This window comes from Citrobacter sp. CtB7.12 (assembly GCF_001297795.1).
Lineage (GTDB): Bacteria > Pseudomonadota > Gammaproteobacteria > Enterobacterales > Enterobacteriaceae > Citrobacter_A > Citrobacter_A amalonaticus.
The window spans coordinates 1-12,541 of the sequence record NZ_LIFT01000013.1; the positions used below are offsets into that span (position 1 = coordinate 1).

Sequence of the window (12,541 nt, forward strand, 5' to 3'; positions counted from 1 at the left end):
TGGACTGCACCCCAAAAGTTGGACACTCAACTGAGTAAGGTGCAGTTTTTTATGGCAAAGCCAAAATATTCCCCTGAAACAAAACTGGCTGTGGTTAATCATTATTTGTCCGGAAAAGACGGAGAAGAGCGTACAGCCGACCGTTTTGGTGTTGAAAGAACTTCCGTCCGTCGCTGGGTCAGGGCGTGGCAACTCCACGGTATGGAAGGGCTGTCAGGGAAAAATAAACATCATTCAGCTGAATTTAAACTCGTCGTCGTCCGGGCGGTTATCCGTGACCACCTGACGATGCGTGAAGCAGCTGCCCGGTTTAATCTCTCTGCAGAAACGCTTGTCCGACACTGGGTCTGCGTGTACAACGATGCCGGAGCGGAAGGACTGCTAAACATTCAACGCGGACGGCCTGGAAAAATGACAAAACAAAAAATCCCCCCATCCCCTACAGATAAAGAACTGGAAAAACTCTCCCCCGAAGAACTCCGGGCTGAACTCCGTTACCTGCGGGCAGAGAATGCCTATCTAAAAAAGTTGAAGGCCTTGGTTCAGAGCGAAAAAAACGGCAGCAAGCCCTGATAATCAGTGAACTGAGGCATAAGCACGCTCTGCGAGACCTCCTGCGCGCGGCAGGCATGTCCCGCAGTACATGGTATTACAATATGAATGCCCTGAAGCAGGTGGACAGGCATGCCGGGCTGAAAGATAAAATCCGTGAGATATACGCCTGGCACAAAGGCCGTTATGGCTACCGCAGGATCACGCTTTCGCTGAGAAAGCAGGGTCTGCTGGTGAACCATAAAACCGTGCAGCGGCTGATGACAGAGCTGTCGCTCCGGTCTCTGATAAGGGCGAAGAAATACCGCTCATGGAAGGGGGAAACAGGCAAGGCAGCCCCCAATATCCTGAGCAGGAACTTCAGTGCATCAAAAGCCAATGAAAAATGGGTTACGGATGTTACAGAGTTCTCGCTGCAGGGTAAAAAGCTGTACCTGTCGCCGGTACTCGATCTTTTTAACCGGGAAATAATCTCCTACAGCCTGTCGGAAAGGCCGGTGATGGAGATGGTTAATACCATGCTGCGGGATGCGTTCTTAAAGCTCGGACCAGACGACGCCCCCTTGCTGCACACAGATCAGGGCTGGCAATATCGGATGGCAGGCTATCAGGCAAAGTTAAAGGCGCAGGGCATGACGCAAAGTATGTCCCGAAAAGGAAACTGTCTGGATAATGCCGTGATGGAAAACTTCTTCGGGACGCTGAAATCGGAGTGTTTTTACCTGAGTCAGTTCAGCAATATCAGCGAACTGAGGAAGGCGATAGAGGATTATATCCGTTACTACAACAACGAGCGGATAAGCCTGAAACTAAAAGGCCTGAGTCCGGTAGAGTACCGGGCCCAGGCTCTGAAGGCCGCTTAATATAAACTGTCCAGATTTATGGGGTCAGTCCACGAGGTCTACCGGGCTCATCGATTACTCCAGATAAAACACGTTTTTCAGCTCTGCGCTCACCGGGCTGTTATCCGGATTTGCGGGCATGACGTCGCGCATATGCTTCCACCAGCGCTGACAAACGTCAGTGTTGGCAACGGCGTTCCAGCGTTCTTCGGACTCAATCTCTACGGTCGCAAACAGCAAATTACGCGGCGCATCGAGATAGATCGCGTAATGATGCGCCCCGTGCGCTTTCAGCACAGCTTCCAGCTCCGGCCAGATGGGATTATGCCGACGCTGGTACTCCTCATGTGCGTCGGCATTCACCTGCATCACGAACGCTTTGCGGATCATAATGCCTCCAGATACAGCTCGCGTACTTCGTCACGGCTTGCAGTCCGCGGGTTACACGGCGCACAAGGATCCGCCAGCGCTTTGTCCAGCCAGCCTTCGATATCCTCTTTAGTGACGCCAAGCTGGCTGAAACCAGCCGGAATACCGACACGTTTGCTTAATGCGCGGATGGCGTTGATCGCTTCCATACTTGCTGCTTCATCGCTCATACCACGGGTATCGACACCCATCGCCTGCGCGATGTGGGCAAAACGCGCCACTGCGTTCGGGCGGTTAAAGTTTTCGATAATCGGCAGCAGGATGGCGTTACAAACGCCGTGCGGCAGGTTATGCGTGGCGCCCGGCTGGTGCGCCAGGGCGTGAACCAGCCCCAGGCCGGCGCTGTTGAACGCCATCCCCGCCAGATACTGACCAAACGCCATTTGCTCGCGCGCTTCCAGGTTGTGGCCATCATCGACCGCTTTTGGCAGCCACAGGTTGATCAGGCGAATCGCTTCCAGCGCATTGGCGTCAGTCAGCGGGTGTGCACCAACAGAAACATATGCTTCCACCGCGTGGGTCAGCGCGTCCATACCGGTTGCTGCCGTCACGGAGGCCGGGATTTCCAGCATCACGCTGGCATCGTCCACGGCGATATCCGGGATAATGTTCGGATCGATGATAACCTCTTTCACCTGGCGTCCGGAGTCGATGATCACGGCGTTGCTGGTCATCTCGGCAGCGGTTCCGGCAGTGGTGTTAATGGCAACCAGCGGTACGCCTGGGTTTTTCACTTTCCCCACGCCGGAGTAAGCGGTGGAAGGCCCCGGGTTCGCGGTGAGGATTTTCACGGCTTTAGCGGTATCGATCGGGCTGCCGCCGCCAAAGGCGATGAGGTAATCACAGTTCGCGTCCTGATAAGCCGCGTAGCCTTTTTGCACCAGCGCTTCGGTCGGGTTCGGGAACACCTCATCGAACAGGTGGTACGACATTTTGTGCTCATCCAGCGCCACAAACAGACTGTCGAGCAGGCCCAGCTTAACCAGTTGACCGTCGGTGACGATCAGCGCTTTTCCCCATTGCTTATTCGCTACGAGGTTCACCATATCGCCAATCGCGCCCGCGCCGTGCAGACTGATTTTCGGAAGTGCCAGCATAAAGCTCATGTTGTTTCTCCTTAAAGTGATGATATTTCCGGCGGCAAAACTCCATGTCGCCGGAGGGATTCAGATTCGTCGTCGTTGCATCATTCGGCGGGTAAGAATCGGCAGCGAGATCACCACGATCAGCATCGCGCCGATAATGATCGACATCACGATGCCCGGCACGTTGAGCAGGCTCAGGCCGAAGGTCACCAGCCCCATCAGGAACGCTGCGATGATGACGCCAGTCATGCTGCCGGAGCCGCCGAGAATATTGACGCCACCCAGCACCGCCATTGTTACCACGGCCAGCTCCCAGCCCATCGCGATGGTGGGACGCGTACTGCCGAGTCTGGAGGTGAGCAACACGGCGGCCAGTCCCGCCATGAGTCCGACCAGAGCGAATAAAATCAGGTTGTGACGTTTCACGTTAATGCCGGAGTACCACGCGCCCACCGGGTTATTACCGATGGCGTAGGTGCGGCGACCAAAGTTCGTTTTGTGCAGCAGGAAGGTGAACACGATCGCCAGTACGATAAACAGAGCAAACTCGAACGACAGCGCGCCCCAGACGTAGCCCTGACCAAACCACGTAAAGCTTTCCGGGTAAGCATTCAGCGCCTGATCGCCGAGTAAAATGTAGGTTATGCCTCGATACAAACTCATGGTGCCGATGGTGATCACGATGGATGAGAGATTAAACCGCGTCACCAGGATGCCGTTCAGCAGCCCGCACAAGAGTCCGGTTCCCAGCCCGACGCAGACCAGCAGGGGCGTATCCATTCCCGCTGCCGCGCAGAACCCCATGGCCGTCGAACTCAGCGCCAGAGTTGACGCCACCGAGAGATCAATTTCCCGGGCGATAATCAGCATCGCCATGGGCAGCACGATGATCGCTTTTTCGGTGAAGTTGAACGTTGCGTCGGAGAGATTCCAGATATTAAGGAAGTACGGCGAGGCCAGCGCGTTGACGATAAATACCGCCAGGGTGACGGCGAACAGAAAACCCTCCCAGCACAACAGGCGTTGCCAGACCGCGCGCGTATCGGGGGCGCGTTCGATCGCTTCAGACGTCATCACTTTATTCATGAGTTCACCGCCTGTTTTTGCCGTGCCAGCGCTGCGTTGCGCAGAATTAACCGGCCTTTGTGTTTATTGCTGCGTTCGTTGAGCAGAACGGCAATCACGATCACCGCGCCGGAAATAGCCATCTGCCAGAAGGGTGAGATGCCAATGACGGGCAATGCGTTATTGATCACGCCAAGGAACAATGCGCCACACAGGCAACCGAGAACGCGACCGATTCCTCCCATTGTACTGATACCCCCAATCACACAGGCTGCCACAACCTGTAACTCAAAACCGTTAGCTACATCGACATAGGCAACAGCGAATCGGGAAATCCACAGGTAGCCGCAGAAACCGGCGAGGGCACCCGACAGGCAGAAGCTGATGAACTGCATTTTCCCGGCATTGATCCCGGTGTAATACGCCGCAGTGGCATTCCCGCCTGCGGTGTACAGCGCTCGTCCTGTGCGGCTGTAGCGCAGGAAGTAGCTGACTACGATAACGGCGGCGATGGCGCACCAGCTCAGTACCGGCAGGCCAAGCAGAGCAAAACGAGGAAGGGCGAGGAAGCTGTCGCTCATCTGATGCGAGTTAATCCAGCCGCCGTTCGACAGCAAAAAGATAATGCCGCGATAAATGCTCATGGTACCGAGCGTGACCACTATCGCCGGGATACCTAATTTCCAGACCAGCAGACCGTTGATCATTCCCATCACCAGACCGCAGGCGGTTGCCAGTAATATCAACGCCCAGACGGGGATCTCAGGATGCTGGAAGTTGAGCAGGGCGACGATCATCCCGGTGAGCGCCAGATTGGCGGCCATCGACAGATCGATACCTTTGGTCAGTAGTACCATCATTTGCCCGAGCGCGAGGATGAGCAGAATCGAGGTGTCATTGAAGATTTCGGCCAGATTGCCAGGAGAGACAAACGACGGGACGCGACTGCCGATGGCGGCGATCATCAGGAGAATAACCGCTGCCAGCAGGGCTTCGCGGTGTTTGAGCAGGCGCTGAATCATTATGCTGCCTCCTTATTGATGCCGCTGGCGGCGCTGACAATGGCCTCCGCTGTGGCTTCACCGGCGCGGTATTGCGCGACCATCAGCCCTTCGTGCATGACGATAATTCTGTCTGCCATGCCCATCACTTCCGGGAGTTCAGAGGAGACCATGATCACCGCCAGCCCTTGCGCCACCAGTTCGGACATAAACTGGTGCACCGCCGCTTTTGAGCCGATATCGATGCCTTTGGTCGGTTCGTCGAGAATAATCACTTCAGGATGGGTGGCGAGCCATTTACCGATCACCACCTTTTGCTGATTGCCGCCGGAAAGCGTTTCGACCGCCTGACGCCAGCTAAACGCTTTGACCTGCAGGCGTTTAGCATAGCTGTCCGCCAGTTGCCACTCTCGCGCCGCATTGAGCACGCCACGCGGATTCAGCTTACTCAACTGCGGCAGGCTGATGTTCTCGGCGATACTCATTTCAATGATTGCCCCCTGTTTTTGTCGTTCTTCCGGCACGTAGACAATACCAGCGCGAATCGCATCGGCAGGCTGATGAAAATGAATGGCCCGTCCGTTGAGACGGATTTCACCGTGAGAAGGCCGGGATACACCGGACAGCGCCTGCATCAATTCGGTCCGTCCTGCCCCCACCAGCCCGTAGAAACCGAGGATCTCCCCTTTTCTCAGAGTGAAATCAATGTGGGCAAATTCAGTGGGATGGCAGAGATCTTTCACCTCCAGTACCGTCTCGCCTTTCTCGCAGGCCACTTTCGGGAAAGTCTGGGTAATCGCGCGTCCTACCATCATGGCGACCATCCGCTCTTCGCTAATCTCATGGATGTCGCCGGAACTGACGAATACGCCGTCGCGTAGAATGGTGTAGTGATCCGCCAGCTCAAAGATTTCATCGAACTTGTGGGAGATAAACAGAATCGCTTTGCCTTCCTGCTTCAGGCGCTCAACGATTTGATAGAACTCCAGAATTTCGTGTTGCGACAGTGCGGCGGTCGGTTCATCGAGAATCACCACCTGGGCCTCAAAGGAAAGCGCACGGGCAATGGCCACCATATGGCGCTGGGCGATGCTCAGGGTTTTCAGCGTGGCGCGCGGATCGATCTGCACCTCAAGGCGGGTGAGGATCGCCTGCGCCCGACGGTGCATTTCTGGCCAGTCGAGCTTTTTGAAAAAGCCTTTATACAGGTATTGGCCGACAAAAATATTCTCAGTCACCGACAGCTCATCGAACAGCACCGTTTCCTGATGAATCGCGGTGATGCCGACTTTATGCGCCGCTTCCGGCGTCGGGAGCTGAACAGGAATAGCTTTGTAGAGGATTTCCCCCTCATCAGGCTGATAGATGCCGGTCATGACTTTGACCAGCGTGGACTTCCCCGCGCCGTTTTCGCCCACCAGCGCGGTCACTTTGCCTGGCCAGAGATCGAGCTGCACGTTCTCAAGGGCGCGCACGCCGGGGAATATCTTGGTGATCCCATGAAGTTGCAATAAAGGGGTGGACATGTCGGTTCTCCTCTTCATGTAGTGTTGCCGGATGGCGCTAACGCTTATCCGGCCTACAAAACGTATCGGTACCCGCAGGCCGGATAAGCACAACGTCACCCGGCGGCGTGACCCAGGGATCAGAAGATTTTTGAGAACTTATCAATGTTGCTGGCATCGTAGACGAATGGCTTAGCCATCGCCCCATTGCCGTCGGCATCCAGTTGCACTTTACCCAGTTTCCCCATATTGGCTTCGGTTTTGCTGGCGGTGCCTTTAACCAGATCGTCCGCCAGATACGTCGCCGCATAGCCCAGATCGATAGGATTCCAGATCGCAAAACTTTTCGACGCGCCTGACTTCACCGCGCCCGCCATTTCGGATGGCAAGCCGAGACCCGTCACATACACTTTGCCAATTTTGCCCTGATCCTTCACTGCCTGCGCCGCGGCGACAATGCCGACGGAAGACGGGGAGACGATCACTTTCAGATCCGGGTAAGATTTGAGCAGCCCTACTGCTTCGCGGTAGCTCTTGTCTGAGAGATCGTCGCCATAAGCCACGGTCACCAGGTTGATAGACGGATACTGCGGAAGCACCTTTTTCATCTCCGCAATCCAGATATTCTGGTTGGTCGACGTTGGCGTGGCGCTCAGGATCGCCACATCGCCTTTCTCCACGTTCAACGCCTTCAGCGCATCGGCGGCGAGTTTGACGTTGGTTTCGCCGATCAGGGCATTATTTGACGGGTTAAGGTGGATCTGCCGCCCCGCAGGCGCGACGCCGGAATCCCATGACACGACTTTGATACCACGCTGCATCGCTTTCTTCAGGACGGGTACAACGGCATCGGGATCGTTGGCAGAGATGGCGATCGCATCAACACCCTGGGCGATCAGCCCATTCAATACTTCGATCTGCGCTTCAGCGGTAGTCGTGGTGGGACCGGTGTAGATTACTTTGACATCACCGATCTCTTTGGCGGCTTCCTGAGCGCCGACGTTTGCCGCTTCGAAAAATCCATTACCTAACGATTTCGCCACCAGGGCGATTTTTACTTCAGCTAAAGCGGAACCGGACAACGCCAGAGCGGCAACGGTGAGGATCAAGCTTGTCTTTATATTCATTGCTTTTACTCCACATCATGTTGATTCCCATGGGGAATGGTTTGGATTTGCAGGTGACAGAGTTCGCCCCGTCTCAGTGAGCGGGGCGCGATGTTGTTATCAATACAGTTCTAATGCACTGGCGAGCGGGGTGACGCCAAAGCGTTTACCCAGCGCGATCAGTTCTTCGCGGCTGATGGTTTGCTTCATACCGCCCATCGACAGCACTTTGACTAACACTTCGGCGGACTTCTCGGCGGTATCGATCAGTCCAAACGTTTCATCCAGCGTCGAGCCGCTGCCGAATACGCCGTGGAACGGCCACAACACCAGCGAATGTTTCTGCATTTCCTGCGCGGTGGCCTGGCCGATTTCATCGGTGCCCGGCACCATCCATGGCAGAATGCCCACGCCATCCGGGAAGACCACCAGACACTCAGTACTGCCTTCCCACAGTTTGCGGGTAAAAAGCGCGGTGCTGTTTTCCAGCACGTAGGTCAGGGCGATCAGGTTGGTGGCGTGGCAGTGCATGATCACGCGATCTTTACCTTGCGTGGTCTGGATACGTTCGCAGTGCGACAGGAAGTGTGCCGGCAACTCAGAGGTGGGCACCGCCTCGTTCGTCAGCCCCCATAGAATGTGGTAGCCCGCTCCGTCGCTGTCCACTTTCACGATGCCCAAATTGGCGGCGGGATCGAGTTGTACGTTGCGGAAGAATTTACCAGAGCCGGTCACGATAAACGGCGTGTTCGCCAACAGCGGCATTGGCTGGCTCAGGGCAATGTAGCGTGGCGCAGGATGGAAATCGGCGCTGAAAGGGGCAATATCCGCGTCATCGAGACGCAGCGTCAGGTTGCCGCCATTGCGCTCGTCCCAGCCTTTCAGCCAGGCGTCGGAGGTGGCTTTAATCATCCCCTGGACAAACCAGGCGTCGAGAATATTTTGCATAAAAGGTCTACCTGTTTTAGTCAATGCCCGATGGCACTGCGCCTATCGGGCCTGCGATGTTGAATGTGTCAGTAGGCCGGATAAGCGCAGCGCCATCCGGCAATAATGTGTTAACCGCGTTTGCTCAAAATCTCTTTCTCATAGGCGCGAACGCTCTCGAGCCACTGGCTGCCAGCGGGTGTGTCATGACGCTGGCAATACATTTCCCATACCGCCTGCCACGGCAGCGATTTTTGCTCTTCCAGCAATGCCAGGCGTGCGGTGTAATCGCCACTGGCTTCCAGTTGGCGCAGATGTTCGGTGGGTTCCAGCAGGGCGCGCAGCAGCGCTTTTTTCATATTGCGGGTACCGATGACCCATGCCGCGATGCGGTTGATGGAGGCGTCGAAGAAGTCGAGACCGATGTGGACGCGGTCGAACAGGTTGTGGCGTACGATCTCGCTGGCAATCGCCTGGGTTTCATCATCCAGCAGTACCACGTGGTCACTGTCCCAACGCACCGGGCGGCTCACGTGCAGCAGCAGATGCGGCACATACAGCATGGCGGCGGAGATTTTGTCGGAGATCACTTCTGTCGGATGGAAGTGGCCCGCATCAAGGCACAGCGCGGTCTGGCGGCTGGTGGCATATCCCATGTAGAACTCGTTGGAGCCGACGGTGTAGCTTTCTGCGCCGATGCCAAAGAGTTTGCTTTCAACAGCGTCGATATGGTGCGCCGGGTTCAGTTTTTCACTGATGACTTCGTCCAGCGCGTCCATCAGACGCTGACGCGGGGCCAGGCGGTCTACGGTGACATCTTTCATGCCGTCCGGGATCCAGATATTCATCACCGACGGCGTGCCCAGTTGCTCGCCAAAGTAGGCGGATACGCGGCGGCTGGCCTTGCAGTGGTCGATCCAGAACTGGCGGATTGTGTCGTCGGCATGCGCCAGCGTGAAGCCGTCAGCGCTCAGCGGATGCGAGAAGCAGGACGGGTTGAAATCCAGACCAAGTTGATGCGCTTTTGCCCACTCTACCCAGTTTTTAAAGTGTTCCGGTTTGATTTTGTCACGGGCGACCGGGGTATCGGATTCCAGATAGATGGCATGCAGGTTCAGGCGTTTAGGCCCAGGGATCAGGCTGAGCGCCTGCTCCAGATCGGCGCGTAGCTCATGGGCATTACGCGCTTTACCCGGGTAGTTACCGGTGGCCTGAATACCGCCGGTGAGCGATCCTTCCGGGTTTTCGAAACCGGCTACATCATCGCCCTGCCAGCAGTGCATTGAGACCGGCAGACGATCGAGCTGGCGCAGCGCCTCCTCGACATCAATACCTACTGCGGCGAAGCGTTGTTTCGCCAGTTCCCAGGCTTGTTCCAGTTGAGTGGTCATGCGCAAAGCTCCTTTGTCTGTCGTTTTGAATGAAATTGCGTCACATAGCGGGCAATCTCACTGTCAGGATTGGGGGTAAACGTCGTCAGGTTGTAATTAGCGGTGACCACCTGACGGAAGTCATCGACGTTGTTGAGTTCATCCAGCGTCATCAACTGGATACCGATGTTGCCGAGCGTAGAGGCTTCAACAGGCCCAGCCATGACGCGAATACCGCAGGCATCGGCGCACAGTTGGTTCAGCAGGGCGTTCTGGCAGCCACCGCCGACAATGTGCAACTGGCTGAAGGTCTCGCCGCGCAGCGTCGCCAGTTCTTGCAACACATCGGCGTACAGCAGCGCCAGACTGTCGAAAATACAGCGCGCCAGTTCTGCATCGCTATCAGGCACCGGCAGTCCGGACTCGCGACAGGCGGCCTGAATTTCAGCGCTCATGTTGCCGGGGTTGATAAAGCGATCGTCATTCGGGTTGATCAGAAAACGGCAGGCGGGCAATGCGTGCGTGGCGGCAATCAGCGCGGACAGGTCGTCCACCTGGCGCTCTTTCAGCACGCGCTGCAGCAGCCACAGACCCATGATATTTTTCAGTACCCGATAACGCCCTTCCGCGCCGCCTTCATTGGTGATGTTCGCCGCCAGCGCGGCGTCGTTGGTGTAAGGCGTTCGGCTTTCAAAGCCCATTAACGACCAGGTGCCGGAGGAGAGATACGCACTGTGTTTATCAGCCAGCGGCGAGGCGATCACCGCGCTGGCGGTGTCGTGACTGGCGACGGCCACCACGGGGATCTGATTCTTCTGCGGGCAAATCCAGTAACCAATCACGTTGCCCGGATGCGTCGGGTGACCAAACCAGGCGTTGTCTGCCCCCGTCCATGCCAGCAGCGTCTCATCCCAGTCATCGCTGTTGATGTTTACCAGTTGCGTGGTGGTAGCGTTGGTGTATTCCCAGTTCAACTCCCCGGTCAGACGAAAGCTGAAGTAGTCGGGGATCAGCAAGGCATGTGCGACCTGCGAAACCCACTCCGGCTGCTGTTCAACCAGCGCACGCAGCTGGTAGAGCGTGTTGAACGGCAGAAACTGGATCCCGCTGCGTTGATAAATAGTGGTTTTACCGAGCTGTTCCTGTGCGCGTTGCATTACGCCTGTGGTGCGGCTGTCACGATAAGAAACCGGTAGCCCGACGCGTTGGCCTTGTTTATCGATCAGGACATAGTCCACGCCCCAGGTATCAATACCGATACTGTCAATGCGGATGCCTTCATCGCAGACTTTTTCCAGCCCCAGGCGAATGGCGTCTTCGAGACTGTCGAGATCCCAGGTGTCGAAACCGTCCTGCTTTTGCAGGCAGTTCGCGAAGCGATGGATTTCACGCAGCGTCAGGGTGCGATGTTCACTGTCATAGCGCGCCAGCATTACGCGTCCGCTGGAGGCACCAAGATCGACAGCGACACAATGGCGAAAAGTCATAGTGAGGTCCTTCTGAGTTTCATTAAGCCCAGTCTAAAAAACCTCGTCATGGCTCACCTTCTTGTTACTGACAGGCAAAATTGGCCGTTGGCAAGAAAGCAAAGGTGAACGTGATAACGTTCACAGTTTCCGGTAATAGGCGCGATTTCCCCTGATGTGACGCCGTCCGCATTTCCGGATCTTTCCCGTCTTTTCTTGAAAAATTGACCTTGTTTGCTCGGTTTTATGTCAAAAATTTAAGGTGAGGTGGCTAACCCTTAATTACTATTTCTGACATGTTCATTTGACCTGGATGCCATCATGACCGTACTGCACTGCGTGGATTTTTTTCCATCAGGTAAAGCGCCTGTGGCCATTGAGCCCCGCTTACCTCAGTCCGCTTTTCCAGAGCATCATCATGATTTTCATGAGATTGTGATTGTGGAACATGGCACCGGTATTCATGTATTCAATGGACAGCCCTATACCATCAGCGGCGGTACGGTTTGCTTTGTCCGCGACCATGACCGGCACTTGTATGAGCATACGGACAATCTTTGCCTGACCAATGTGCTCTACCGTTCGCCCGATGCGTTCCGCTTTCTGGCAGGGTTAGATCAGTTACTGCCGCAGGAACAGGATGGCGTGTATCCCTCTCACTGGCGGGTGAATCAGAGCGCGCTACAACAGGTGCGCCAACTGGTGGCAAAAATGGAACAGGACGGCGATGAGAGCGATCTCCCCGGCGTCGCCAATCGTGAAATTCTGTTTATGCAACTGCTGGTGCTGTTGCGCAAAAGTAGCCTGATGGAAGGGGCGGACAATAACGATGCGCGCCTGAACCAGTTGATGGCCTGGCTGGAAGATCATTTTGCGGAGGAGGTCTGCTGGGAGGCGTTGGCCGATCGCTTCTCGCTTTCCCTGCGCACGCTGCACCGCCAGTTGAAACAACAGACCGGGCTGACGCCGCAGCGCTATCTTAACCGTCTGCGCTTAATCAAAGCCCGCCATCTGTTGCGTCATAGCGATGAAAGCGTCACAGAAATCGCCTATCGCTGTGGTTTTGGCGACAGTAACCACTTTTCGACCCTGTTTCGCCGTGAATTTGACTGGTCGCCGCGCGACATTCGCCAGGGACGGGATGCGTTACTTCAGTAACGCGAATGCTATCAACGTTTTTCGCCGCCAGAATG

Annotated in this window: 11 protein-coding genes; 2 read left to right on the forward strand and 9 right to left on the reverse strand. The window is 55.8% G+C overall.

The window, feature by feature from the left end:
• The first annotated feature begins 51 nt into the window (after nucleotides 1–51).
• A protein-coding gene (locus tag AOY24_RS25010; RefSeq protein ID WP_099433379.1) for an IS3 family transposase occupies nucleotides 52–1,415 on the forward strand; the annotation gives its coding sequence in 2 pieces (ribosomal slippage) (nucleotides 52–520 and nucleotides 520–1,415; 1,365 coding nt in all).
• Between the two features lie 54 nt (nucleotides 1,416–1,469).
• On the opposite strand, the gene rhaM is transcribed toward AOY24_RS25010, so the two are convergent.
• The 9 genes from rhaM to rhaB form a co-directional block, all read right to left on the reverse strand.
• Nucleotides 1,470–1,784 (reverse strand): L-rhamnose mutarotase, encoded by a 315-nt coding sequence (rhaM, locus tag AOY24_RS15935; protein ID WP_042998889.1) that lies wholly within the window; start codon nucleotides 1,782–1,784, stop codon nucleotides 1,470–1,472.
• Nucleotides 1,781–2,929 carry a lactaldehyde reductase gene (gene fucO / locus AOY24_RS15940; protein WP_054176962.1) on the reverse strand — a complete coding sequence of 383 codons (1,149 nt, stop codon included), beginning with the start codon at nucleotides 2,927–2,929 and terminating at the stop codon, nucleotides 1,781–1,783. Before fucO ends, rhaM begins: the two co-directional genes overlap by 4 nt.
• Nucleotides 2,930–2,989: 60 nt before the next feature.
• Complete coding sequence (locus AOY24_RS15945; protein WP_042998891.1) at nucleotides 2,990–3,994, reverse strand: ABC transporter permease; 1,005 nt, start codon at nucleotides 3,992–3,994, stop codon at nucleotides 2,990–2,992.
• Nucleotides 3,991–4,995 carry an ABC transporter permease gene (locus AOY24_RS15950; RefSeq protein ID WP_054176963.1) on the reverse strand — a complete coding sequence of 335 codons (1,005 nt, stop codon included), beginning with the start codon at nucleotides 4,993–4,995 and terminating at the stop codon, nucleotides 3,991–3,993. The genes AOY24_RS15945 and AOY24_RS15950 overlap by 4 nt, the downstream gene beginning before the upstream one ends.
• A complete protein-coding gene (locus tag AOY24_RS15955; RefSeq protein WP_054176964.1) occupies nucleotides 4,995–6,500 on the reverse strand; it encodes a sugar ABC transporter ATP-binding protein in 1,506 nt (501 codons plus the stop codon). The genes AOY24_RS15950 and AOY24_RS15955 overlap by 1 nt, the downstream gene beginning before the upstream one ends.
• A 119-nt stretch (nucleotides 6,501–6,619) precedes the next feature.
• Entirely contained in the window at nucleotides 6,620–7,606 is a 987-nt protein-coding gene (gene rhaS / locus AOY24_RS15960) for a rhamnose ABC transporter substrate-binding protein (protein WP_042998894.1), read from the reverse strand.
• Nucleotides 7,607–7,705: 99 nt separating this feature from the next.
• The gene (gene rhaD / locus AOY24_RS15965) at nucleotides 7,706–8,533 is read right to left on the reverse strand and encodes a rhamnulose-1-phosphate aldolase (protein ID WP_054176965.1); all 828 of its coding nucleotides are present in this window, start codon (nucleotides 8,531–8,533) and stop codon (nucleotides 7,706–7,708) included.
• 110 nt (nucleotides 8,534–8,643) lie between these two features.
• Nucleotides 8,644–9,903, reverse strand: coding sequence for an L-rhamnose isomerase (gene rhaA, locus AOY24_RS15970; RefSeq protein ID WP_044257446.1), 1,260 nt, complete (start codon nucleotides 9,901–9,903; stop codon nucleotides 8,644–8,646).
• Nucleotides 9,900–11,369, reverse strand: a complete 1,470-nt coding sequence (gene rhaB / locus AOY24_RS15975; protein WP_054176966.1) for a rhamnulokinase — start codon at nucleotides 11,367–11,369, stop codon at nucleotides 9,900–9,902. The genes rhaA and rhaB overlap by 4 nt, the downstream gene beginning before the upstream one ends.
• Before the next feature lie 300 nt (nucleotides 11,370–11,669).
• On the opposite strand from rhaB, the gene rhaS (AOY24_RS15980) reads away from it, so the two are divergent.
• Nucleotides 11,670–12,506 (forward strand): HTH-type transcriptional activator RhaS, encoded by an 837-nt coding sequence (gene rhaS, locus AOY24_RS15980; RefSeq protein WP_042998898.1) that lies wholly within the window; start codon nucleotides 11,670–11,672, stop codon nucleotides 12,504–12,506.
• Nucleotides 12,507–12,541: the final 35 nt, after the last annotated feature.